This window comes from Streptomyces aurantiacus, assembly GCF_027107535.1.
Taxonomy (GTDB): domain Bacteria; phylum Actinomycetota; class Actinomycetes; order Streptomycetales; family Streptomycetaceae; genus Streptomyces.
In genome coordinates this window covers 7,570,701-7,595,313 of sequence record NZ_CP114283.1, presented here as the reverse complement: position 1 = coordinate 7,595,313, position 24,613 = coordinate 7,570,701, and the positions used below count along the sequence as shown (strand labels likewise).

The window sequence follows — 24,613 nt, the reverse complement described above, 5'->3', positions numbered from 1 at the left end:
TGGTGCGGCGGTTCGGCTGTGCGGGGTCCGGCTACTCGCGGTCCTCGGCGGTCGCGCGACGGCGCATCGCGAAGAACACCCCGATGCCCGCGAGGACCACGACTCCCGCGACGATGCCGATGATGACGCCTGTCTGGCTCGAGTCGTCGGAGGACTCGCTGGCGGCGGCCGGAGTCGCCGACCACCAGCTCCAGTAGCCGTCCTGGCCGTAGATGTTCCCCGCGGCCTGAGGCATCTTCGTGATCGACGCGATCTGGTCGGTGCGATAGGCCTCGACCGCGTTCGGGTACGCCATGACGTTCATGTACCCGGTGTCGTACAGCCGTGACTCCATCCGCTTGACGAGCTCCGCCCGCTTGGCGGGGTCGTACTCGGCGAGCTGCTGCGCGTACAGGTCGTCGTACTTCTTGTCGCAGATGAAGTTGTCGGTCGCGCCGATGTCCTCGGGCGTCGCCGGGAGCGCGGCGCAGGTGTGGATGGAGAGGACGAAGTCGGGATCGGGATTCACGGACCAGCCGTCGAAGGCGAGGTCGTACTCGCCGGCCAGCCAGGGATCGCTCACGTTGTCCCGGCAGTCCAGCGCGACGCCGATGCCGAGCTCGCCCCACCACTCCTGGAGGTACTTCCCGACCGCCTTGTCCTGGGGGTCCGTCGCGTGGCAGAGCACGCGGTAGGTGATCGGCTTGCCGTTCTTCCCTACGCGCTTGCCGTCACCGTTCTTCTTGTATCCCGCCTCGTCGAGGAGCTCGGCAGCCTTGTCCGGGTCGTACGCGATGCGCTGGGCGTCCGACGGCTCCCAGTAGTACGGGGAGAAGCGCGGCGGGATGTACCCCTCGCCCTCGGCCGCGTGCCCCTGGAAGACCTTGTCGATGACCGTCTCGCGGTCCACGGCCATGAACAGCGCCCGGCGGACCTTCTGGTCGAGCAGCGACTCGTGACCGTCGCCGAACTTCTTGCCGTCCTTCGCCTGCGCGCCCGGGTTGGTGGCGAGTGCGTAGAAGCGGCGCCCCGGCGCGTCGTTGACGGTGACGTCGTCCTGGCCCTTCAGCGCCGCAGCCTGAGCGGGCGTCAGGCCGGAGACGAACGACACCTCACCCTTCTGCAGGGCCGCCACCGCCGCGTCACCGTCCTTGTAGTACTTGAAGACCAGCTCGTCGAACTTCGGAGCCCCGCGCCAGAACGACTCGTTGGGCTTCAGCCGCACGTAGCTGTCGGCCTTGTAACCCGTGAGGATGAACGGACCGTTGCCGACGACGGGGAACTTCTTGTCGTTGTTGAACTTCGAGAAGTCGCCGACCTTCTCCCACACGTGCTTCGGCACGATCGGCACGTCCAGCGCGGCCATCGTGGCCTGCGGCTTCTTCAGCTCGATGACGAGCTTGGTGGGGCTCGGAGCGGTGACCTTCTCGAAGTTCGCGACGAAGCTGCCGTTCGCGGTGGCCGCGCCCTCGTCGGTCATCATCGTGTTGAACGTCCACGCCGCGTCCTCGGCGGTCGCCTGCTCACCGTCCGACCACGTGGAGTTGTCGCGGATCGTGTAGGTCCAGGTGAGCTTGTCGGCGGAGGGTTCCCACTTGGTGGCCAGACCCGGGATCGCGTGGTTGTCCTTCGGGTCGTAGTTGGTCAGGTACTCGTACGTGAGCCGGTGGATGCTCGTACTGACCAGCCGGGCCGCGAGGAACGGGCTCAGGGAGTCGACGCTCTGCGCCACCGCGACCGTGAGGACCTCTTTGTCGTCCTTCGCCTCGGCCCGCTGGGGCGCCGGGTTGAGCGGGGTCACCAGACCGACGGTGAGGGTGAGGGCGGCGGCGCCGGCGGCCGCGAGGAGGCGGAGGACGGTACCTCTCGCGCCGTACTGGTCGTGTGTGTCCATGGCTCGCTGACCTCGCGTCATCACTCGCACGAAGATGGGCTGTTGCACTGCTCGATCCGGTGACCGCGGCCGGGTTGATGTGAGTGTCTATCAGCGGTGGTCGGCATGCGTCAACGGCCGGTGAACCCCGTGTGGCCTGCGGAAATAACGAGTTGACGCGAATTTCACGGTCATTGGTTCAGACCGGTGAAGGGGGCCTGGTCGAGGGCTGGCGACGGAGAACGGGGCTGGTACGGCGGTGTTTTGGCGCCGGGCACGCGGGGTCCGTCCACGGGTACGCCGAGGGCCCGCGCCGTGGGTGTACGGGGCGGGCCCTTCGGGTGGAACGAAGGCCGAGGGTTCGGCCGGACGGGTTACGTGAGGAGCCGGTTACTGGTGGGGCGGAGGGGGCGGCGGGGTCTGACCCTGCGAGTCCTGGCCGCCGTGACCGTTCTGGTCGCCCTGCGGAGGCTGATAGGGCGCGCCCGGCTGGAACTGCTGCCCCGGAGCCGGCGCCGGGGCGTTGGGATTGAACGGCTGGCCCGGCGCGGGCGCGGCCGCAGGCTGTTGGAAGGGCGCGCCCGGCTGAGGCTGAGCCGGCTGCTGCTGCTCCGGCTGGGGCTGCCAGCCCTGGGGAGCGGCACCCGGGTGACCCGCGTGGCCTTGCTGCCCCGGCTGCCCGGCGGGGCCGGGCGGGCCGTGCTGCTGAGGCGGCTGCGGGTAGCCGCCGGGCTGCTGCGGGGCTCCGTGCTGGGGCGGGGCCCCGTGCTGCGGATACGGCTGCCCGGGATACGGCTGGTGGGGCTGGGGCTGCTGGTAGGGCTGAGCCGGCTGTGCTGCCGGCTGGCCCTGCTGGGGGTACTGACCGGGATGCTGCTGGCCCGGGACGGGCTGGCCGGGCAGCGGCGGGGCGGCGACCGGCGGCGGGTTGCCGTCCGACGTCCACAGGCCCTGCGACTGCTGGTGCCGTGCGATGTCCTCCGCGACCAGCGCCGAGAGGTTGAAGTACGCCTCGCGCACCTTCGGCCGCATCATGTCGAGGTTGACCTCGGCGCCCGCGGCGAGGTGCTCGTCGAACGGGACGACGATGACGCCCCGGCAGCGCGTCTCGAAGTGACTGACGATGTCGTCCACCTTGATCATCTTGCCGGTCTCGCGCACCCCGGAGATGACGGTGAGGGACCGGGACACCAGGTCCGCGTACCCGTGGGCCGAGAGCCAGTCCAGCGTCGTACTGGCGCTGCTGGCACCGTCGACGGACGGCGTCGAGATGATGATGAGCTGGTCGGCGAGGTCGAGTACACCGCGCATGGCGCTGTAGAGCAGACCTGTACCGGAGTCCGTGAGGATGATCGGGTATTGCTTGCCGAGGACGTCGATTGCGCGCCGGTAGTCCTCGTCGTTGAACGTCGTCGACACGGCCGGGTCGACGTCGTTGGCGATGATCTCCAGCCCCGAGGGCGCCTGGGACGTGAACCGCCGGATGTCCATGTACGAGTTGAGGTACGGGATCGCCTGCACGAGGTCACGGATGGTGGCCCCGGTCTCCCGGCGCACACGGCGGCCGAGCGTACCGGCGTCCGGGTTGGCGTCGATGGCGAGGATCTTGTCCTGCCGCTCGGTGGCGAGCGTGGCGCCGAGCGCGGTGGTCGTGGTCGTCTTGCCCACACCGCCCTTGAGGCTGATGACGGCGATCCGGTAGCACGACAGCACCGGAGTGCGGATCAGCTCCAGCTTCCGCTGCCGCTCCGCCTCCTCCTTCTTGCCCCCGAGCTTGAACCGGGAGGAACCGGCGGTGGGCCGGCCGCTCTTCGCCTTCTGCTTCTTGTTGTTGAGCAGCCGGTCCGACGACAGCTCCACGGCCGCCGTGTAGCCGAGCGGCGCCCCCGGGTTGGTGGGCTGCCGCTGATCGTGCCGCACGGGCTGCGGCCAGGCGGTACCGGTACGGGGGTCGACCGGGGGCTGCTGCCCGGGCTGGTGCTGGGGCTGCTGGCCCTGAGGCGAGTGCGGCTGCGGCTGCGCCTGGGGTTGTGCCTGCGGCTGGGGTGCGCCGTGGGCACCGGCGTCGGCGCCGGGCTGCTGCGATACGGGCTGTTGCGGAGCAGGCTGCTGGTAGGGCTGCCCCTGCTGGGGGAACGGCTGCGCGGCGGACGGCTGGGGGGCCGCCGCCTGCTGAGCCGGGGCCTGCGGGGCAGGAACCTGCGGAGCAGCGGACTGGGGCGCGGGCGCCTGGGGAACCTGAGCGGCCTGCGGCTGCGGGAACCCGTACCCCCCGTGCTGAGCGGGCGGGTTGGGGGTGCCCGGCTGCGGGAAGCCGTAACCGGGCTGCGGGCCGGGGGCGTTGGGTGTGTTCGCGGCGGGTGCGGCGGGGCCGGGCTGGGGGAAGCCGTATCCCGCGTGCTGGTCAGGCGTGTTGGGTGTGTTCGCGGCGGGTGCGGCGGGGCCGGGCTGGGGGAAGCCGTAACCCGCCTGCTGGCCGGGCGCGTTGGGCACGGCCTGGGCCGGAGCGCCCGGCTGCGGGAACCCGTGACCGGGAGGCTGCGTGGGTGCGTTCGGAGCTGCCGGGGCGGGCTGAGCCGGAGCAGGCTGAGCGGGCGCGGGCTGGTTCGGCTGCTGGAGGCCGTAACCGTCCTGAGGTGCCGGGGCGGCGGGCTGCGCGGAGTTGGGGGCGGACTGCGGGAAGCCGTAACCGCCCTGAGCCGGATGCGGAACCGGCGCGGGACCCGGAACAGGTGCCTGAGCCGGCGGCGCGGTCGAAACCCCGGGCTGCGGCTGCGGGAAGGCGGGGGCCGCCGGGGCCGTACCGGGAACGCTGTCCTGCGGCCCCGGAGCCGTACCGGGAGCGCTGAACTGCGGGAACCCGTAACCCCCCGGCTGTCCAGGAGCTGCCGGAGCACCGGCGGCGGGCGCCGGAGTGGACGCCTCGGCGGTCGGCGCGGACGCCGGGACGGCCGCCGAACTCTCGTTGGCAGCCGCCGAGGCGGGTGCGGCCGACGGCTCGGCGTCCGCGGGCGTGGAAGCAGCGGCGGGCGGGGCAGGCGTACCGGCCGCCACGGCAGGCGCATCAGGGGCGGCGGGCCAGGCAGGCGGGGAGGGCTGCGGTGCCTGCGGCTGGAACGGCTGCCCCTGCGGCGGCACGATCGGCTGAGCCGGGGCCTCCGCCTGTGGCTGCGCCTGCGGCTGCCCACCCTCGTTCTCCGTCGACGCGGGCCACTGCCCGGCCGAAGCAGGCGCGGCAGGCTGGTACGACGGCGGCAGCGGAGGCAGTCCGCCCTGCGGCAGCGGCGGCGGAGTCCACGCGGGAGGCGTGTCCCGCACGGCGTCGGCCACCTCCGCCGCGGGCTCCGGAACGGCGACCGGCGGTACGAGGTCCTGGGGCTCGGCGTCTTGAGGCTCCGCGTCCCGGGGTTCGGCCGCGCCCGTCGGCTGCGCGTCCTGCGGCTCGGCATCGTGCGGCCGGGAGTCCTCGGGCTCCGTGCCCTGAGACTCGGGGGACTCGCCGGGCACGGAGCCGCCGACAGCAGCGGAGTCCTGTGCGGGGCTGTCGCCCTGAAGAGGCTCGGCCTCGTCCGCGAACGTCTCCACGACCTCGTCCGCGGCCTCGTCGGCCGCGACAAACGGCGCGGGCGCCGCGGGCACATCCTCCGGGGACGCCACCTCGGCCTTCCCGGTCTCTTCCGCCTCTTCCGCGCCCTCGGGTTCCTCGGCTCCCTCGTCCACGTGGTCGTCGTCCTCGGACGGGCGCCCGAACGCGACCTGGACGACCTCCGCGTCAGGCCCTTCCGCACTGTGGTCGGAGACCGCGACATCGTCGGAAGCCGCTGCTTCGTCCGCGTCCGCGTCCGTGTCCGCCCCCGCTTCCGCAACCGCGGCCGGATGTGCGGGCTGGGAGGAGGCCTCGGGCTCGGGCCGGGACTCGGTCTCGGGCGCCGACGAGGGCTCGGGCGCAGCCTCGGCCTCGGCACGCTCCGCGATCTCCCGCTTCACGGCGACCGCCGAAATCCGCATCGTGGCGCCGCTCTCGATGTCGCCGTCCCCGCCGTCCTCGTCGGCATGAGGCGCGTCAACCACGGGAGCCGCCGGTACGCCGACCGGAGGACTCGACGGCGCGACCGGCGGAGCCCACTGCCCCTGAAGGTTCGGCAGGTTCGGCAGGGCGGTGGGCCCGGAATCAGCAGCCTGCGCCTCGGGAGCCGGACCCAGAGGCTCGAACCCACTGCCCACCGGCAGCTTCGGAACAGAGCCCGGTCCGCCACTGGGAGCAACAGGAGTGACAGGGGTCACGGGAGCGTCAGGAGCCGCAAAAGCGGGGGAAGCAGGGGGAACGGGCGGAGCGGGCGGCACGAAGGGCGCCCCAGGAGAAGGAGCAGGAGCGGGGGGAGTGAAAGGCGCCCCGGGAGCAAAGGAGGGCACAGGCGCTGCCGGAGCCACGGGTGCTTCCGGCGCTCCCACCGCCCCCGCTGCTCCCGTCTCCTCCGCCTTGCCCCGCGCGCTCGTGTCGCCCTCCGCGTCCGGCTCTTCCTCGGCCGCGGCGGAGGAAGCCCCCTCCGAACTCCCCGACGCGTTCTGCGTGTACCAGGCCGGAGGGGCGTAGTCGATGGTGAACTCGCCCGTCGTCTCGACGGCGGACTCCGCGTCGGACTGGTCATCGCCGGGCGTGGCCCAGCCCCCGCGGATCCCGTCCCGATCGCTGTTCACAATTCCTCCTGGTGTGGTCGAGCACCCTCAAAGCCGTGCTGGGGCGACCGTTCTCGTCGTCCGGGGCTGTGCGACGCGCCCCGGCTCCCCCTGTCGGTGCGGCGGTCCCGTCCACGGGTTCTGCTGCCGCGCCCACCCCAGCCTAATCACCACAACCACCCCCACGGCAGGCCCGTCCACACCTCCGCTCCCACCCACTACGTCACACCCTGCCCAGAAGTGGCGTATGAACGGCCTTGTACGGAAGGCAAAGTGGACAAAGAGCGCTAAAGCGAGAAGGGCCGGTGGCATCCGTGCCACCGGCCCTTCCCGCTTCGGTTCAGTGCTCTTCGGTTCAGTGCGCTTCCGTGCGGTGTCCACCGCACGGCGTTCCTCCGCGCAGTGCTCCGCCGCCGCGTCCGACGCGGCTGCTCCGCCGCTCCGCCTACTCCGCCGCAGCCCCGCCGTTGTGCGGCGCCGGCTCCAGGTCGAACTCCCCGTCACGTGCGCCGAGCACGAAGGCCCGCCACTCCGCCTCCGTGTACCGCAGGACCGTGTCCGGATCGAGGGACGACCGCATGGCCACCGCGCCCGCGGGGAGATACGCGATCTCGACCCGCTCCTCGTGCTCCTCCGTGCCCGGCGCGCTCAGCCAGTCGACGCCCGAGATGTCCAGTGCGTAGAGTTCGTCCTTCTCCCGCTCCTTGCGCGCCTTGACGTCCTTGTCCTCTGCCCCGGTCATGGCGAAGCGACCCCTTCCCGACTTCCGACGTACGGACCCGACCTGCGAACGATCTGTCGCGTCACCCTACTGGGACCGGCCCTGGCCTCCCCGGACTCCCGGAACCCCGGTCGGTGGGGCCCTCACCCCCTGGTACGCTGTGTGACGGCCGTATGTGTACGCACCCCCGGACCGCCCCTAGGGGCCCTGGAGGACGCGCCCAGCGGATCCCGCCTCCCGAGTTACGGAAGCTCCCCTGAGAAGTGGACCAGGGGCACTCGGTGGCCATCAGAAGACTACGAGGAGTACGCGTGCCGCTCGATGCCGCTACGAAGAAGCAGCTCATCACGGAGTTCGGTCAGAAGGAGGGCGACACCGGCTCTCCCGAGGTCCAGGTCGCGATGCTCTCGCGCCGTATCTCGGACCTGACCGAGCACCTCAAGACCCACAAGCACGACCACCACTCCCGTCGTGGTCTGCTGATCCTGGTCGGTCAGCGCCGTCGCCTGCTGCAGTACCTGGCGAAGAAGGACATCCAGCGCTTCCGTGCGCTGGTCGACCGTCTGGGCATCCGCCGCGGTGCGGCGGGCGGCGCCAAGTAAGACATCGTGAAGGGAGCGGTTCCCACTCATAGGGGACCGCTCCCTTTGCTGTACGTGCGGAGTGTCACCACCCCTTTGTAGTGTGGTAGCACAACGCAATACGCAGGACACAGGGTGGCACCGCGACAGCGCACAGCGATGCGCGGCCGCCACACCGCACGAACACGAGGAAAAGCGCACCTCGCCGTCGCCGGTCCTCGGTAGTGGCCCCCGGGCGATGCGACCCGGGTGCTTCGATCGAAGACCGGCCCGCACCAGAAGGCGCGCTTCTCCGCAGAAGCGTCCCCCTGCCACACGGGCAGGCCGGGACGAAAGACGAAAAGTATCGGAGAAAACGCTAGTGGAGAACGAGACCCACTACGCCGAGGCCGTTATCGACAACGGATCCTTCGGCACCCGCACCATCCGCTTCGAGACGGGCCGCCTGGCCAAGCAGGCCGCCGGCTCCGCCGTGGCGTACCTGGACGACGACACCATGGTGCTGTCGGCCACCACCGCCTCCAAGAAGCCCAAGGAGAATCTCGACTTCTTCCCCCTCACGGTGGACGTCGAGGAGCGTATGTACGCGGCCGGGAAGATCCCCGGTTCCTTCTTCCGTCGTGAGGGCCGGCCCTCCGAGGACGCGATCCTCACCTGCCGCCTGATCGACCGCCCGCTGCGCCCGTCCTTCAAGAAGGGCCTGCGCAACGAGATCCAGGTCGTCGCCACGATCATGGCGCTCAACCCCGACCACCTGTACGACGTCGTGGCGATCAACGCCGCGTCCGCGTCGACGCAGCTGGCCGGCCTGCCCTTCTCCGGCCCGATCGGCGGCGTCCGCGTCGCGCTGATCAACGGCCAGTGGGTCGCGTTCCCGACGCACACCGAGCTCGAGGACGCCGTCTTCGACATGGTCGTCGCCGGTCGCGTCCTGGAGGACGGCGACGTCGCGATCATGATGGTCGAGGCCGAGGCCACCGAGAAGACCATCGCGCTGGTCGCGGGCGGCGCCGAGGCGCCGACCGAGGAGATCGTCGCCGCCGGTCTGGACGCCGCGAAGCCCTTCATCAAGGTGCTCTGCAAGGCCCAGGCCGACCTCGCCGCGAAGGCCGCCAAGCCGACCGGCGAGTTCCCCGTCTTCCTCGACCACCAGGACGACGTCCTGGAGGCCCTGACCGCCGCGGTCAAGAGCGAGCTCTCCCAGGCGCTCACCATCGCCGGCAAGCAGGACCGCGAGGCCGAGCTGGACCGCGTCAAGGAGATCGCCGCCGAGAAGCTGCTCCCGCAGTTCGAGGGCCGCGAGAAGGAGATCTCCGCCGCGTACCGCTCGCTGACCAAGTCCCTGGTCCGTGAGCGCGTCATCAAGGACAAGGTCCGCATCGACGGCCGCGGCGTCACGGACATCCGTACGCTCGCCGCCGAGGTCGAGGCCATCCCGCGCGTGCACGGCTCGGCGCTGTTCGAGCGTGGCGAGACCCAGATCCTGGGCGTCACCACCCTGAACATGCTCCGGATGGAGCAGCAGCTGGACACCCTTTCCCCGGTGACCCGCAAGCGCTTCATGCACAACTACAACTTCCCGCCCTACTCCGTGGGCGAGACCGGCCGCGTCGGCTCCCCGAAGCGCCGCGAGATCGGCCACGGAGCGCTCGCCGAGCGCGCGATCGTCCCGGTCCTGCCCTCGCGTGAGGACTTCCCGTACGCGATCCGTCAGGTGTCCGAGGCCCTCGGCTCCAACGGCTCGACGTCCATGGGCTCGGTCTGCGCCTCCACCATGTCGCTGCTGAACGCCGGTGTGCCGCTGAAGGCCCCCGTCGCCGGTATCGCCATGGGTCTGATCTCCCAGGAGATCAACGGCGAGACGCACTACGTCGCCCTCACCGACATCCTCGGTGCGGAGGACGCCTTCGGCGACATGGACTTCAAGGTCGCCGGCACCAAGGAGTTCGTGACCGCCCTCCAGCTCGACACCAAGCTGGACGGCATTCCGGCCTCCGTCCTGGCCGCGGCCCTCAAGCAGGCCCGCGACGCCCGCCTCCACATCCTCGACGTGATGATGGAAGCGATCGACACGCCGGACGAGATGTCCCCGAACGCCCCGCGGATCATCACGGTCAAGATCCCCGTGGACAAGATCGGTGAGGTCATCGGCCCGAAGGGCAAGATGATCAACCAGATCCAGGAGGACACCGGCGCCGACATCACGATCGAGGACGACGGCACCATCTACATCGGTGCCCAGCAGGGCTCGCAGGCCGAGGCCGCGCGCGCCACGATCAACTCGATCGCCAACCCGACCATGCCGGAGGTCGGCGAGCGCTACCTGGGCACCGTCGTGAAGACGACGACCTTCGGCGCGTTCGTGTCGCTGCTCCCGGGCAAGGACGGTCTGCTGCACATCTCGCAGATCCGCAAGCTCGCCGGCGGCAAGCGCGTGGAGAACGTCGAGGACGTCGTGGCCGTGGGCTCCAAGGTCCAGGTCGAGATCGCCGAGATCGACTCCCGCGGCAAGCTCTCCCTCATCCCTGTGATCGAGGGCGAAGGCGACAGCGACGACGAGAAGAAGGACGACACCGACAAGTGACGTCGAGCAGCTCCACGGCGACGGCCCGCACCTCTTCGGAGGCGCGGGCCGTTGCCCGTACCCAAACCCTGATCAAGGGCGAGAACGGCATCGGTACGGTCCGCAAGACCACCCTCCCCGGAGGCCTGCGCGTCGTCACCGAGACCCTGCCCTCCGTGCGCTCCGCCACCTTCGGCATCTGGGCGCACGTCGGCTCGCGCGACGAGACGCCGGCTCTGAACGGCGCCACGCACTACCTGGAACACCTCCTCTTCAAGGGCACGCGCAGGCGCAGCGCCATGGACATCTCCTCCGCGATCGACGCGGTCGGCGGCGAGATGAACGCGTTCACGGCGAAGGAGTACACCTGCTACTACGCACGGGTGCTCGACTCGGACCTGCCGCTCGCCATCGACGTCGTCTGCGACATGCTCACGGGCTCGCTCATCCTCGAAGAAGACGTGAACGTCGAGCGCGGGGCGATCCTCGAAGAGATCGCGATGACCGAGGACGACCCGGGCGACTGCGTGCACGACCTGTTCGCGCACACGATGCTCGGCGACACCCCGCTCGGCCGCCCGGTCCTCGGCACGGTCGACACGGTCAACGCCCTCACCGCGGACCGCATCCGCCGCTTCTACAAGAAGCACTACGACCCGACGCACCTCGTGGTCGCCGCGGCGGGCAACGTCGACCACAACAAGGTCGTACGCCAGGTCCGCGCCGCCTTCGAGAAGGCGGGCGCCCTCAAGCAGCAGGCCGCCACCCCGATCGCCCCGCGTGACGGCTCCCGCGCCCTGCGCACCGCCGGACGGGTCGAGCTCCTCGGCCGCAAGACCGAGCAGGCCCACGTCGTCCTCGGCATGCCGGGCCTGGCCCGCACCGACGAGCGCCGGTGGGCCCTGGGCGTCCTGAACACCGCGCTGGGCGGCGGCATGTCCTCCCGCCTCTTCCAGGAGGTCCGGGAGAAGCGCGGTCTGGCCTACAGCGTGTACTCGTACACCTCGGGCTTCGCCGACTGCGGCCTCTTCGGCGTATACGCGGGCTGCCGTCCCAGTCAGGTCCACGACGTGCTGAAGATCTGCCGCGACGAACTGGACCAGGTCGCCGAACACGGCCTGTCCGACGAGGAGATCGGCCGCGCCATCGGCCAGCTCCGCGGCTCCACGGTCCTCGGCCTGGAGGACACCGGCGCGCTGATGAACCGTATCGGCAAGAGCGAACTGTGCTGGGGCGAGCAGATGTCCGTCGACGACATGCTGACCCGCATCGCGTCGGTCACCCCGGACGACGTACGGGACGTGGCCCGCGATGTCCTGGGGAAGCGGCCCTCGCTGTCGGTCATCGGGCCGCTCAAGGACAAGCAGGCGTCCCGTCTGCACGAAGCGGTCGCGTAGTCCGCCGTGGGCCGGCCCACGGCGGAGCGAGTCCCCGACTAAGGAATCAAGAACATGAGCAAGCTGCGCGTGGCGGTCCTCGGTGCCAAGGGCCGTATCGGATCAGAGGCGGTGCGGGCGGTCGAGGCCGCCGAGGACCTGGAGCTGGTGGCCGCCCTCGGCCGCGGCGACGAACTCGAAACCCTGGCCGAGGCCGGCGCCCAGGTCGTCGTCGAACTGACCACGCCCGCCTCGGTCATGGACAACCTCGACTTCTGCGTACGCCACGGCATCCACGCCGTGGTCGGTACGACGGGCTGGACCGACGAGCGCCTCGCACAGCTGAACACGGCGTTGGCCGCGTCGCCGCGGACGGGTGTCCTCATCGCCCCGAACTTCTCCATCGGCGCCGTCCTCACCATGAAGTTCGCGGAGGTGGCCGCGCCGTACTTCGAGTCCGTCGAGGTCATCGAGCTGCACCACCCGAACAAGGTGGACGCCCCCAGCGGTACCGCCACCCGCACCGCCCAGCTCATCGCAGCCGCCCGGCAGCAGGCGGGCAGTGCCCCGCAGCCCGACGCCACCGCCACGGGCCTGGACGGCGCCCGGGGCGCGGACGTCGACGGTGTCCCGGTGCACGCGGTCCGCCTGCGCGGCCTGCTGGCCCACCAGGAGGTCCTGCTCGGCGGCGAGGGCGAGACCCTCACGATCCGCCACGACTCCCTCCACCACAGCAGCTTCATGCCGGGCATCCTGCTCGGCGTACGCCGCGTCGTGGACACCCCGGGCCTCACCTTCGGCCTGGAACACTTCCTGGATCTGAAGTAACCGCCATGACTGCGAAGATCACGTACGCCGTCACGGCCGCCGTCCTGGTCGTCTACTTCGTCCTGGTCGGCAGCCGCGGGGTGATGCTGATACAGAACGGCACGCTGATCACGGTCACCTTCGGGGTGGCCGTCCTCATCCTGCCGGTGATCGGCGTCTGGTTTCTCTGGAAGAACACCCGGTTCGTGCAGCGGGCCAACCGGCTCGCCGCCGAGCTCGACGCCGAAGGCGGGCTGCCCGTCGACGAGTTGAAGCGCTCGCCGGGCGGCCGCATCGACCGCGACTCGGCCGACGAGGTCTTCGCCCGGCGCAAGGCCGAGACGGAGGACTCACCCGACGACTGGCGCAGCTGGTTCCGGCTCGCGATCGCCTACCACGACGCCCGTGACACCCCGCGGGCCCGCAAGGCGATGCAGCACGCCATCGCCCTCCACGACGGAAGACCCGCACGGACCTGAGCGGCGATGCCTCGATCTCGACAGCGGTATGGCGAAGGGGCCCCTCCTGTGATGTGGAGGGGCCCCTTCGCCGTACGACGACTCAGGCGTGCTGCCGGTACTCGTCCGCCCACACCTCTATGCCGTCCGCGGCCCGGTCGAAGGCCTCGGGGCGTCCCAGGAAGTCCGCGTTGTGCGTGGTCAGCAGAGGCGTCGGCTCGTCACCGGAACGGTCGCCGCGGACGAGGACGAGCGCCTGCCCCTGCACCGTCCGAGGCAGCCCGAGCCACCGCACCGGCTGCTGCACGGTCCGCACCACCCGGACCTGCGCCCACGGCACCGTACGTGTGGTGAGGAACCGGACCCGGCGAAGTCCGGCCGCGCTCACCCACGCACCCATACGCAGCAGGCGCAGGGCACACGCGATGAGCACCGCCGCGACACCCAGGCACACCGCGCCCCCCGACGAGTTACCGGCCGCCGCGGTGATGACCGCCGCGAACAGCACGTACGACGCGAGCAGCAGCAGAAGCGCGGCCGCGCCGACCCGCCACGGACCGGGCCGGTAGGGACGCCGCCACTGGTCGCGGTCGTCGAACGGCAGCGCGAGATCCTCGCCCGCGTCGTCGAAGGCGCGGTCGGCGGTCAGAAAGGGCAGGGGCACGGCTGGTCCTCACACTCAATCCACGCATGGACTATGCCCGGTGAGGCTACCTAGCCGGATCTCCGCTCACCACCCGCGGGGGTCCGTAGGGGTACGCCACAGGCCATCCGACCGGCGGAGAACGGTCAACGGCGCTGGGACGCGTCGGACTGCTGCGTGTGCGCGGGCAAGACGTCGGCCGAAAGGGCGGGCGATCCGACGAGCAGTGACCCCGCGAGGCCCGCGACCACGGTGAGGCCGACGAGCCATCGGCCGGCCAGCTCTCCGGCGGAGGGGCGCTGACGCGGTGGGGGAGTGACGTTGCTGCGGAACTTGTCGGCTTCGGCGATGAAGGCGAACGGAACGGGCTCGCGCCGACGGAACATAAAGCGTGCTTCTCCTCTGGAGACTCGAAGGGACCTGACGGAACAGGCGAATCGAACGAATCGCTGTCACCGATACAGACGATCGAGTGCCCCAAACGGTGCCCTGTTTCACCGACTTCGCAGAAGTTCGGCAAAGAATGTCGCGGCACGGCACCGAACGCCCCGTTGTCAGTGCCGGGCCGTAGAGTGGTCGCCGCCCGAGCCAGTGATGGGAAGGACCCCGCAAGCCGTGACCGACACCCCCGCCGACGACCTCAAGCCCCGTTTTCGCAGTGACGTCACCGTGGAGCTGGTCAAGCACACCGCCTCCGACTCCGACGTGCTGTTCGCCGCCCGCGTCTCGACCGCCGGGGAGCAGTCCCTGGGCGAGCTGCAGAAGGACCCGGAGCGCTCCAAGGGCCTGATCAACTACCTGATGCGGGACCGGCACGGCAGCCCCTTCGAGCACAACTCGATGACGTTCCTCGTCAGCGCCCCGATCTTCGTCTTCCGCGAGTTCATGCGGCACCGCGTGGGCTGGTCGTACAACGAGGAATCGGGCAGGTACAGGGAGCTCCAGCCGGTCTTCTACGTCCCGGACGAGTCCCGCAAGCTGGTCCAGGAGGGCCGCCCCGGCAAGTACGTCTTCGTCGAGGGCACGCAGGCCCAGCAGGAGCTCACGGGCCGCGTCATGGAGGACTCGTACCGTCACGCGTACGAGGCGTACCAGGAGATGCTCGCCGCCGGCGTCGCCCGCGAAGTGGCCCGTGCGGTCCTCCCGGTGGGCCTGTTCTCCTCGATGTACGCGACGTGCAACGCCCGCTCGCTCATGCACTTCCTAGGCCTGCGCACACAGCACGAGCTCGCCAAGGTCCCGTCCTTCCCGCAGCGGGAGATCGAGATGGTCGGCGAGAAGATGGAAGCGGAGTGGGCCCGGCTCATGCCCCTCACGTACGCGGCCTTCAACGCCCAGGGGCGCGTCGCGCCGTAGCGCACCCCGACCACCCGATCGGCCGCTCCCTCGGGCACATCTGTACGGGCCGACCGAGCGAAGTGTCCGTATTGCGGCATTTCGAGAAGTTCATCTAGCCTGATCAAACGGACCCGGCACTGCTTGAACCCCCGAGCAGGCAGTGCCGGGCTCCACCTTTGTCAGGACTTGTCGCCTCCCCCGAGGGCAGACCGCACGTTGAGCAGCGAGTAGCGTGTTACCCATGGCTCCGACCTCCACTCCGCAGACCCCCTTCGGGCGGGTCCTCACCGCAATGGTCACGCCCTTCGCGGCGGACGGCGCACTCGACCTCGAAGGCGCTCAGCGGCTCGCCACCCACCTGGTGGACGCAGGCAACGACGGCCTGATCGTCAACGGCACCACCGGCGAGTCCCCGACCACCAGCAATGCGGAGAAAGCGGATCTCGTACGAGCCGTCCTGGAGGCCGTCGGCGATCGCGCCCACGTCGTCGCGGGCGTCGGCACGAACGACACGCGTCACAGCATCGAGCTGGCCCGAGCCGCCGAAAAGGCGGGCGCGCACGGCCTGCTCACCGTGACGCCGTACTACAACAAGCCCCCGCAGGAGGGCCTGTACCAGCACTTCACGACGATCGCCGACTCCACCGGCCTGCCGGTGATGCTCTACGACATCCCCGGCCGCAGCGGCGTACCGATCAACACGGAAACGCTGGTGCGTCTGGCCGAGCACCCGCGTATCGTCGCCAACAAGGACGCCAAGGGTGACCTCGGTCGCGCCAGCTGGGCCATCGCCGGCTCCGACCTCGCCTGGTACTCGGGCGACGACATGCTGAACCTTCCGCTGCTCTCCGTGGGCGCGGTCGGCTTCGTGTCCGTGGTCGGTCACGTCGTGACCCCCGAGCTCCGGGCGATGATCGACGCGTTCGTGAGCGGCGACGTCCAGAAGGCCACCGAGATCCACCAGAAGCTGCTCCCCGTCTTCACCGGCATGTTCCGGACCCAGGGCGTCATGACGAGCAAGGCCGCGCTCGCCCTCCAGGGGCTGCCCGCCGGACCGCTGCGTCTGCCCATGGTGGGCCTGTCTCCCGAGGAGACCGCCCAGCTCAAGATCGATCTTGCCGCCGGCGGGGTACAGCTCTAACCACAGACTTCACAACTGAATACGTACGACCACGCAGGCCGAGCGCCTGCTTCACCAGACAACTGCTACTGCACGAACGTCATGCGCGCCACGTGCCCTGCCAGGTACGTGGCGCGTGTGGTGAGGAGAGTCTTTTGAGTCATCCGCATCCTGAACTCGCTCCGCCGCCGAAGCTCCCCCAAGGGGGCCTCAGGGTCACCCCGCTCGGCGGTCTCGGCGAAATCGGCCGAAACATGACGGTCTTCGAGTACGACGGCCGTCTCCTGATCGTCGACTGCGGCGTGCTCTTCCCGGAGGAGGAGCAGCCCGGAATCGATCTGATCCTGCCGGACTTCAGCTCCGTCAGGGATCGCCTCGACGACATCGAGGGCATCGTCCTCACGCACGGCCACGAGGACCACATCGGTGGTGTCCCCTTCCTCCTCCGCGAGAAGCCGGACATCCCGCTCATCGGCTCCAAGCTGACCCTCGCCCTCATCGAGGCGAAGCTCCAGGAGCACCGCATCCGCCCGTACACCCTCGAGGTCGCGGAGGGCCACCGCGAGCGCATCGGCCCCTTCGACTGCGAGTTCGTGGCGGTCAATCACTCCATCCCGGACGCCCTCGCGGTCGCCATCCGCACTCCGGCGGGCATGGTGGTCCACACCGGCGACTTCAAGATGGACCAGCTTCCGCTGGACGGCCGCCTCACGGACCTGCACGCCTTCGCGCGTCTGAGCGAGGAGGGCATCGACCTCCTCCTCTCGGACTCCACGAACGCGGAGGTCCCGGGCTTCGTCCCGCCCGAGCGCGACATCTCGAACGTGCTGCGGCAGGTCTTCGGGAACGCCAGCAAGCGCATCATCGTGGCGAGCTTCGCCAGCCATGTGCACCGCATCCAGCAGATCCTCGACGCCGCCCACGAGTACGGCCGCCGGGTCGCCTTCGTCGGCCGCTCGATGGTCCGCAACATGGGCATCGCACGAGACCTCGGCTATCTGAAGGTCCCGCCGGGCCTGGTGGTGGACGTCAAGACACTGGACGATCTTCCGGATCACCAGGTCGTCCTCGTCTGCACCGGTTCCCAGGGCGAGCCGATGGCGGCTCTGTCGAGGATGGCGAACAGGGACCACCAGATCCGCATCGTCCAGGGCGACACCGTGATCCTGGCGTCGTCCCTCATCCCCGGCAACGAGAACGCGGTCTACCGCGTCATCAACGGCCTGACCCGCTGGGGCGCCAACGTCGTCCACAAGGGCAACGCCAAGGTGCACGTCTCGGGCCATGCCTCGGCCGGCGAGCTCCTGTACTTCTACAACATCTGCAAGCCGCGCAACCTGATGCCCGTCCACGGTGAATGGCGCCACCTGCGCGCCAACGCCGAGCTGGGCGCCCTCACCGGCGTCCCGCACGACCGGATCGTCATCGCCGAGGACGGCGTGGTGGTCGACCTCATCGGTGGCAAGGCCAGAATCTCCGGCAAGGTCCAGGCCGGGTACGTGTACGTCGATGGCCTCTCGGTCGGCGATGTCGGCGAGCCCACGCTCAAGGACCGCAAGATCCTCGGTGACGAGGGCATCATCTCGGTCTTCGTGGTGCTGGACACCAGCACGGGCAAGATCACCGGTGGGCCGCACATCCAGGCCCGCGGCTCGGGCATCGACGACTCCGCGTTCGTCGGCGTCCTCCCGAAGATCACCGAGGTTCTGGAGAGGTCGGCCCAGGACGGCGTCGTCGAACCCCACCAGATGCAGCAGCTCATCCGCCGCACGCTGGGCAAATGGGTCTCGGACACCTACCGCCGACGGCCGATGATCCTGCCTGTCGTCGTCGAGGTCTGAGGCGCCTCGCACGCGTCACCCCGGAGCGGAGCACCCCGATTTGCATCGGAGCGCTCCGCTCCAGTAGGTTTACGGCTCCGCCTGAACGGGAACCCGACACAACTGCGTGTCAGGACCACCCCGCGGGGGCGGGAATTCCGACTCAGAACTTCTGATAAAGTCGGAATCGCCGGAAAGGGAAACGCGAAAGCGGAAACCTGGAAAGCACCGAGGAAATCGGATCGGGAAACGGTCTGATAGAGTCGGAAACGCAAGACCGAAGGGAAGCGCCCGGAGGAAAGCCCGAGAGGGTGAGTACGAAGGAAGCGTCCGTTCCTTGAGAACTCAACAGCGTGCCAAAAATCAACGCCAGATATGTTGATACCCCGTCCATCACTTTGTGGTGGGTGGAGGTTCCTTTGAAAAAGTCCTGCCGGGCATTGTTCCGGTAGGCGCATCAGCGAGGACGCTGTGAACAGTCTTCCTTATTCCGGTTGACTGTTCCGCTCTCGTGGTGTTCTCCCGATTACGGGAATACATTCACGGAGAGTTTGATCCTGGCTCAGGACGAACGCTGGCGGCGTGCTTAACACATGCAAGTCGAACGATGAACCACTTCGGTGGGGATTAGTGGCGAACGGGTGAGTAACACGTGGGCAATCTGCCCTTCACTCTGGGACAAGCCCTGGAAACGGGGTCTAATACCGGATGATACTTCCACTCGCATGGGTGGGGGTTGAAAGCTCCGGCGGTGAAGGATGAGCCCGCGGCCTATCAGCTTGTTGGTGAGGTAGTGGCTCACCAAGGCGACGACGGGTAGCCGGCCTGAGAGGGCGACCGGCCACACTGGGACTGAGACACGGCCCAGACTCCTACGGGAGGCAGCAGTGGGGAATATTGCACAATGGGCGAAAGCCTGATGCAGCGACGCCGCGTGAGGGATGACGGCCTTCGGGTTGTAAACCTCTTTCAGCAGGGAAGAAGCGAAAGTGACGGTACCTGCAGAAGAAGCGCCGGCTAACTACGTGCCAGCAGCCGCGGTAATACGTAGGGCGCAAGCGTTGTCCGGAATTATTGGGCGTAAAGAGCTCGTAGGCGGTCTGTCGCGTCGGATGTGAAAGCCCGGGGCTTAACCCCGGGTCTGCATTCGATACGGGCAGACTAGAGTGTGGTAGGGGAGATCGGAATTCCTGGTGTAGCGGTGAAATGCGCAGATATCAGGAGGAACACCGGTGGCGAAGGCGGATCTCTGGGCCATTACTGACGCTGAGGAGCGAAAGCGTGGGGAGCGAACAGGATTAGATACCCTGGTAGTCCACGCCGTAAACGGTGGGAACTAGGTGTTGGCGACATTCCACGTCGTCGGTGCCGCAGCTAACGCATTAAGTTCCCCGCCTGGGGAGTACGGCCGCAAGGCTAAAACTCAAAGGAATTGACGGGGGCCCGCACAAGCAGCGGAGCATGTGGCTTAATTCGACGCAACGCGAAGAACCTTACCAAGGCTTGACATCGCCCGGAAAGCATCAGAGATGGTGCCCCCCTTGTGGTCGGGTGACAGGTGGTGCATGGCTGTCGTCAGCTCGTGTCGTGAGATGTTGGGTTAAGTCCCGCAACGAGCGCAACCCTTGTTCTGTGTTGCCAGCATGCCCTTCGGGGTGATGGGGACTCACAGGAGACTGCCGGGGTCAACTCGGAGGAAGGTGGGGACGACGTCAAGTCATCATGCCCCTTATGTCTTGGGCTGCACACGTGCTACAATGGCAGGTACAATGAGCTGCGATACCGCAAGGTGGAGCGAATCTCAAAAAGCCTGTCTCAGTTCGGATTGGGGTCTGCAACTCGACCCCATGAAGTCGGAGTTGCTAGTAATCGCAGATCAGCATTGCTGCGGTGAATACGTTCCCGGGCCTTGTACACACCGCCCGTCACGTCACGAAAGTCGGTAACACCCGAAGCCGGTGGCCCAACCCCCTTGTGGGGAGGGAGCTGTCGAAGGTGGGACTGGCGATTGGGACGAAGTCGTAACAAGGTAGCCGTACCGGAAGGTGCGGCTGGATCACCTCCTTTCTAAGGAGCATCTAGGCCGCCAAGCTTGCTTGGTGGTCCAGGGCCATTACGTCGGCACACGTTCGACGGTGGTTGCTCATGGGTGGAACGTTGATTATTCGGCACTCTTGGTCGTCTTCTCCTTCCAGTACTGTCCTTCGGGGCGTGGAAAGAATGAGGGAAGCGGCGAGGGTGCCGGGCACGCTGTTGGGTGTCTGAGGGTATGGCCGTATGGCTGCCTTCAGTGCCGGCCCCAGTGCACTCGCCTGTGAAGGCGGGGTGATGGGTGGTTGGTCGTTGTTTGAGAACTGCACAGTGGACGCGAGCATCTGTGGCCAAGTTTTTAAGGGCGCACGGTGGATGCCTTGGTACCAGGAACCGATGAAGGACGTGGGAGGCCACGATAGTCCCCGGGGAGCCGTCAACCAGGCTTTGATCCGGGGGTTTCCGAATGGGGAAACCCGGCAGTCGTCATGGGCTGTCACCCACATCTGAACACATAGGGTGTGTGGAGGGAACGCGGGGAAGTGAAACATCTCAGTACCCGCAGGAAGAGAAAACAACCGTGATTCCGGGAGTAGTGGCGAGCGAAACCGGATGAGGCCAAACCGTATGTGTGTGAGACCCGGCAGGGGTTGCGCATGCGGGGTTGTGGGATCTCTCTTTCACAGTCTGCCGGCTGTGAGACGAGTCAGAAACCGTTGGTGTAGGCGAAGGACATGCGAAAGGTCCGGCGTAGAGGGTAAGACCCCCGTAGTCGAAACATCAACGGCTCGTTTGAGAGACACCCAAGTAGCACGGGGCCCGAGAAATCCCGTGTGAATCTGGCGGGACCACCCGCTAAGCCTAAATATTCCCTGGTGACCGATAGCGGATAGTACCGTGAGGGAATGGTGAAAAGTACCGCGGGAGCGGAGTGAAATAGTACCTGAAACCGTGTGCCTACAAGCCGTGGGAGCGTCGCTCACAGAGTTTACTCTGTGGGTCGTGACTGCGTGCCTTTTGAAGAATGAGCCTGCGAGTTTGCGGTGTGTTGCGAGGTTAACCCGTGTGGGGAAGCCGTAGCGAAAGCGAGTCCGAATAGGGCGATTCAGTAGCGCGCTCAAGACCCGAAGCGGAGTGATCTAGCCATGGGCAGGTTGAAGCGGCTGTAAGAGGTCGTGGAGGACCGAACCCACCAGGGTTGAAAACCTGGGGGATGACCTGTGGTTAGGGGTGAAAGGCCAATCAAACTCCGTGATAGCTGGTTCTCCCCGAAATGCATTTAGGTGCAGCGTCGTGTGTTTCTTGCCGGAGGTAGAGCACTGGATAGGCGATGGGCCCTACCGGGTTACTGACCTTAGCCAAACTCCGAATGCCGGTAAGTGAGAGCGCGGCAGTGAGACTGTGGGGGATAAGCTCCATGGTCGAGAGGGAAACAGCCCAGAGCATCGACTAAGGCCCCTAAGCGTACGCTAAGTGGGAAAGGATGTGGAGTCGCACAGACAACCAGGAGGTTGGCTTAGAAGCAGCCACCCTTGAAAGAGTGCGTAATAGCTCACTGGTCTAGTGATTCCGCGCCGACAATGTAGCGGGGCTCAAGCGTACCGCCGAAGTCGTGTCATTTCAGCATATAGGGCCAACGCCCGCTGGGATGGGTAGGGGAGCGTCGTGTGCCGGGTGAAGCCGCGCCGGAAGGCAGTGGTGGACGGTTCACGAGTGAGAATGCAGGCATGAGTAGCGATACACACGTGAGAAACGTGTGCGCCGATTGACTAAGGGTTCCTGGGTCAAGCTGATCTGCCCAGGGTAAGTCGGGACCTAAGGCGAGGCCGACAGGCGTAGTCGATGGATAACCGGTTGATATTCCGGTACCCGCTGTGAAGCGTCAAACATTGAACCAGGCGATGCTAAGTCCGTGAAGCCGTTCCGGACCCTTCGGGGAAAGGAAAGTGGTGGAGCCGACGGACCAGACCTGCAGTAGGTGAGTGATGGGGTGACGCAGGAAGGTAGTCCATCCCGGGCGGTGGTTGTCCCGGGGTAAGGGTGTAGGACGTCAGGTAGGTAAATCCGCCTGGCAATAGTCTGAGACCTGATGCCGAGCCGATTGTGGTGAAGTGGATGATCCTATGCTGTCGAGAAAAGCCTCTAGCGAGTTTCATGGCGGCCCGTACCCTAAACCGACTCAGGTGGTCAGGTAGAGAATACCGAGGCGTTCGGGTGAACTATGGTTAAGGAACTCGGCAAAATGCCCCCGTAACTTCGGGAGAAGGGGGGCCATCACTGGTGATAGCACTTGCTGCTTGAGCTGGGGGTGGCCGCAGAGACCAGCGAGAAGCGACTGTTTACTAAAAACACAGGTCCGTGCGAAGCCGTAAGGCGATGTATACGGACTGACGCCTGCCCGGTGCTGGAACGTTAAGGGGACCGGTTAGTCAAACTTCGGTTTGGCGAAGCTGAGAACTTAAGCGCCAGTAAACGGCGGTGGTAACTATAACCATCCTAAGGTAGCGAAATTCCTTGTCGGGTAAGTTCCGACCTGCACGAATGGCGTAACGACTTCTCGACTGTCTCAACCATAGGCCCGGTGAAATTGCACTACGAGTAAAGATGCTCGTTTCGCGCAGCAGGACGGAAAGACCCCGGGACCTTTACTACAGTTTGATATTGGTGTTCGGTTCGGCTTGTGTAGGATAGCTGGGAGACTTTGAAGTCATGGCGCCAGCCATGGTGGAGTCGTCGTTGAAATACCAGTCTGGTCGTGCTGGATGTCTAACCTGGGTCCGTGATCCGGATCAGGGACAGTGTCTGATGGGTAGTTTAACTGGGGCGGTTGCCTCCTAAAGAGTAACGGAGGCGCCCAAAGGTTCCCTCAGCCTGGTTGGCAATCAGGTGTTGAGTGTAAGTGCACAAGGGAGCTTGACTGTGAGACCGACGGGTCGAGCAGGGACGAAAGTCGGGACTAGTGATCCGGCGGTGGCTTGTGGAAGCGCCGTCGCTCAACGGATAAAAGGTACCCCGGGGATAACAGGCTGATCTTCCCCAAGAGTCCATATCGACGGGATGGTTTGGCACCTCGATGTCGGCTCGTCGCATCCTGGGGCTGGAGTCGGTCCCAAGGGTTGGGCTGTTCGCCCATTAAAGCGGTACGCGAGCTGGGTTTAGAACGTCGTGAGACAGTTCGGTCCCTATCCGCTGTGCGCGTAGGAATATTGAGAAGGGCTGTCCCTAGTACGAGAGGACCGGGACGGACGAACCTCTGGTGTGCCAGTTGTCCTGCCAAGGGCATGGCTGGTTGGCTACGTTCGGGAGGGATAACCGCTGAAAGCATCTAAGCGGGAAGCCTGCTTCGAGATGAGTATTCCCACCAACTAGATTGGTTAAGGCTCCCAGTAGACGACTGGGTTGATAGGCCAGATGTGGAAGCCCTGTAAGGGGTGAAGCTGACTGGTACTAATAGGCCGAGGGCTTGTCCTCAGTTGCTCGCGTCCACTGTGTTGGTTCTGAAACCACGAACAATCCCATACCCTTGTTTGGCCACGGGGTATGGTGCCGCAGTTTGAGTGTTTCATAGTGTTTCGGTGGTCATAGCGTGAGGGAAACGCCCGGTTACATTCCGAACCCGGAAGCTAAGCCTTACAGCGCCGATGGTACTGCAGGGGGGACCCTGTGGGAGAGTAGGACGCCGCCGAACAACTTTTGATAGAGCTGGTCCCTGAACTTAGGTTCAGGGACCAGCTCTTTTTTGTTTTGCGTCACTTGGAGTTCACGTTGTGCGACCACCATCGGCGGCATGGGTACTGCTGCAATGCTCAGGGCCGCGGGTGTCGGAGCCGGTGACGAGGTCATCGTGCCTGCGTTCGGAAACGCCGAGGTCGCCGAGGCTGTGATCCAGGCCGGCGCGCTGCCGGTGTTCGCCGACATCGACCCGGCCACATACTGCCTGGACGCCGTCGAGGTGGACGCCGCCGTCGGACCACGGACGGCCGCCCTCGTGGCCGTGCACCGCTTCGGGCGACCCGCTGACATGACACGTCTGTGGGAGGTCGGTCAGCGGCGTGGGCTCCTGGTGCTCGAACAGGGTGAGTCCGAGGCGTCGTACGCCGAGATCGAGGAGCGCAGGGCACACGCGGCCTTTCTCGACGGGCGGTTGAGGGGCGTACGGACTCCGGAGCGAGGCGCCGGGCACACGTACCAGCAGTACGTCGTACGGGTGCCGGGGAACGGGCGGCCCGATCGGGACGCTTTCGCGCGGGCCGTGCGGGCCAAGGGCGTCGAGTGCAGGGTGCCTGTGAAGACTCCCGTGCACCGGATGCCTGCCTTCCGGCAGGACGTTTGCCTGCCGGAGACCGAGCGGGCCGCCGACGAGACGCTGACGCTGCCCGTCGACGCGTCGTTGACGAAGCGCGAGATGCAGCGGATCGTGTCCACGTGCAATGCCCTCGGTGGACTGCTCCAGCCTGCCTTCTAGTTGCTCGAACGCGGTTGGGAGCACGCAGACGTTCGGGGTATGATCTATTCCGTTGCAGCGAGGGAGACCTCGAAAGCAACAGGCCCCTATAGCTCAGTCGGTAGAGCGTCTCCATGGTAAGGAGAAGGTCAACGGTTCGATTCCGTTTGGGGGCTCAGACA

Annotated in this window: 14 protein-coding genes, 1 tRNA gene and 3 rRNA genes; 13 read left to right on the top strand and 5 right to left on the bottom strand. The window is 66.9% G+C overall.

From position 1 onward, the window contains the following. Window positions 1-31 precede the first annotated feature (31 nt). The 3 genes from O1Q96_RS35500 to O1Q96_RS35485 form a co-directional block, all read right to left on the bottom strand. Window positions 32-1,873: an ABC transporter substrate-binding protein gene (locus O1Q96_RS35500; protein WP_269252051.1), complete on the bottom strand. Its 1,842-nt coding sequence runs from the start codon at window positions 1,871-1,873 to the stop codon at window positions 32-34. A gap of 369 nt (window positions 1,874-2,242) precedes the next feature. Continuing rightward, window positions 2,243-6,550 carry an SCO5717 family growth-regulating ATPase gene (locus O1Q96_RS35495; RefSeq protein ID WP_419587000.1) on the bottom strand — a complete coding sequence of 1,436 codons (4,308 nt, stop codon included), beginning with the start codon at window positions 6,548-6,550 and terminating at the stop codon, window positions 2,243-2,245. A gap of 424 nt (window positions 6,551-6,974) precedes the next feature. Beyond that, window positions 6,975-7,271 (bottom strand): DUF397 domain-containing protein, encoded by a 297-nt coding sequence (locus O1Q96_RS35485; protein WP_269252050.1) that lies wholly within the window; start codon window positions 7,269-7,271, stop codon window positions 6,975-6,977. Window positions 7,272-7,561: 290 nt separating this feature from the next. On the opposite strand from O1Q96_RS35485, the gene rpsO reads away from it, so the two are divergent. The 5 genes from rpsO to O1Q96_RS35460 all read left to right on the top strand — a co-directional run bounded on the left by rpsO (window position 7,562) and on the right by O1Q96_RS35460 (window position 13,056). Then, window positions 7,562-7,852 (top strand): 30S ribosomal protein S15, encoded by a 291-nt coding sequence (rpsO, locus tag O1Q96_RS35480; protein ID WP_107021727.1) that lies wholly within the window; start codon window positions 7,562-7,564, stop codon window positions 7,850-7,852. Window positions 7,853-8,192: 340 nt separating this feature from the next. Continuing rightward, the gene (locus O1Q96_RS35475; RefSeq protein ID WP_269252049.1) at window positions 8,193-10,415 is read left to right on the top strand and encodes a polyribonucleotide nucleotidyltransferase; all 2,223 of its coding nucleotides are present in this window, start codon (window positions 8,193-8,195) and stop codon (window positions 10,413-10,415) included. Then, window positions 10,412-11,791: a M16 family metallopeptidase gene (locus O1Q96_RS35470; RefSeq protein WP_269252048.1), complete on the top strand. Its 1,380-nt coding sequence runs from the start codon at window positions 10,412-10,414 to the stop codon at window positions 11,789-11,791. The genes O1Q96_RS35475 and O1Q96_RS35470 overlap by 4 nt, the downstream gene beginning before the upstream one ends. 54 nt (window positions 11,792-11,845) lie before the next feature. Then, window positions 11,846-12,598 carry a 4-hydroxy-tetrahydrodipicolinate reductase gene (gene dapB, locus O1Q96_RS35465; RefSeq protein ID WP_269252047.1) on the top strand — a complete coding sequence of 251 codons (753 nt, stop codon included), beginning with the start codon at window positions 11,846-11,848 and terminating at the stop codon, window positions 12,596-12,598. Between the two features lie 5 nt (window positions 12,599-12,603). Next, window positions 12,604-13,056, top strand: a complete 453-nt coding sequence (locus O1Q96_RS35460) for a tetratricopeptide repeat protein (protein WP_269252046.1) — start codon at window positions 12,604-12,606, stop codon at window positions 13,054-13,056. Window positions 13,057-13,138: 82 nt separating this feature from the next. On the opposite strand, the gene O1Q96_RS35455 is transcribed toward O1Q96_RS35460, so the two are convergent. Both O1Q96_RS35455 and O1Q96_RS35450 read right to left on the bottom strand, forming a co-directional pair. Further along, window positions 13,139-13,699 carry a hypothetical protein gene (locus O1Q96_RS35455; RefSeq protein WP_269252045.1) on the bottom strand — a complete coding sequence of 187 codons (561 nt, stop codon included), beginning with the start codon at window positions 13,697-13,699 and terminating at the stop codon, window positions 13,139-13,141. A gap of 125 nt (window positions 13,700-13,824) precedes the next feature. Next, window positions 13,825-14,064: a hypothetical protein gene (locus tag O1Q96_RS35450; protein ID WP_269252044.1), complete on the bottom strand. Its 240-nt coding sequence runs from the start codon at window positions 14,062-14,064 to the stop codon at window positions 13,825-13,827. Window positions 14,065-14,293: 229 nt separating this feature from the next. Here O1Q96_RS35450 and thyX point away from each other — a divergent pair, with 229 nt between their 5' ends. The 8 genes from thyX to O1Q96_RS35410 all read left to right on the top strand — a co-directional run bounded on the left by thyX (window position 14,294) and on the right by O1Q96_RS35410 (window position 24,607). Next, window positions 14,294-15,034, top strand: coding sequence for an FAD-dependent thymidylate synthase (thyX, locus tag O1Q96_RS35445; RefSeq protein ID WP_269252043.1), 741 nt, complete (start codon window positions 14,294-14,296; stop codon window positions 15,032-15,034). Between the two features lie 223 nt (window positions 15,035-15,257). Next, window positions 15,258-16,157, top strand: coding sequence for a 4-hydroxy-tetrahydrodipicolinate synthase (gene dapA / locus O1Q96_RS35440; RefSeq protein ID WP_269252042.1), 900 nt, complete (start codon window positions 15,258-15,260; stop codon window positions 16,155-16,157). Between the two features lie 134 nt (window positions 16,158-16,291). Next, on the top strand, window positions 16,292-17,977 hold the full coding sequence (locus O1Q96_RS35435; protein WP_217455314.1) for a ribonuclease J: 1,686 nt from the start codon (window positions 16,292-16,294) through the stop codon (window positions 17,975-17,977). A gap of 518 nt (window positions 17,978-18,495) precedes the next feature. Next, window positions 18,496-20,023 (top strand): 16S ribosomal RNA (locus tag O1Q96_RS35430). Window positions 20,024-20,335: 312 nt separating this feature from the next. Beyond that, window positions 20,336-23,458: ribosomal RNA gene (locus O1Q96_RS35425) — 23S ribosomal RNA — on the top strand. A 100-nt stretch (window positions 23,459-23,558) separates the two neighbouring features. Then, window positions 23,559-23,675: ribosomal RNA gene (gene rrf, locus O1Q96_RS35420) — 5S ribosomal RNA — on the top strand. Together the 16S, 23S and 5S rRNA genes form the textbook arrangement of a ribosomal RNA operon. Before the next feature lie 99 nt (window positions 23,676-23,774). Continuing rightward, window positions 23,775-24,452, top strand: a complete 678-nt coding sequence (locus O1Q96_RS35415; RefSeq protein WP_269252041.1) for a DegT/DnrJ/EryC1/StrS family aminotransferase — start codon at window positions 23,775-23,777, stop codon at window positions 24,450-24,452. An 82-nt stretch (window positions 24,453-24,534) separates the two neighbouring features. Further along, window positions 24,535-24,607: transfer RNA gene (locus O1Q96_RS35410), tRNA-Thr, on the top strand. The last annotated feature ends 6 nt before the right edge of the window (window positions 24,608-24,613 follow it).

Bases quoted from the DNA above. Each gene is read 5' to 3' on its own strand.
- O1Q96_RS35460 (WP_269252046.1), top strand. From the start codon at position 12,604: ATGACTGCGAAGATCACGTACGCCGTCACGGCCGCCGTCCTGGTCGTC.
- O1Q96_RS35415 (WP_269252041.1), top strand. From the start codon at position 23,775: ATGGGTACTGCTGCAATGCTCAGGGCCGCGGGTGTCGGAGCCGGTGAC.
- dapB (WP_269252047.1), top strand. From the start codon at position 11,846: ATGAGCAAGCTGCGCGTGGCGGTCCTCGGTGCCAAGGGCCGTATCGGA.
- O1Q96_RS35500 (WP_269252051.1), bottom strand. From the start codon at position 1,873: ATGGACACACACGACCAGTACGGCGCGAGAGGTACCGTCCTCCGCCTC.
- O1Q96_RS35450 (WP_269252044.1), bottom strand. From the start codon at position 14,064: ATGTTCCGTCGGCGCGAGCCCGTTCCGTTCGCCTTCATCGCCGAAGCC.
- dapA (WP_269252042.1), top strand. From the start codon at position 15,258: ATGGCTCCGACCTCCACTCCGCAGACCCCCTTCGGGCGGGTCCTCACC.
- O1Q96_RS35485 (WP_269252050.1), bottom strand. From the start codon at position 7,271: ATGACCGGGGCAGAGGACAAGGACGTCAAGGCGCGCAAGGAGCGGGAG.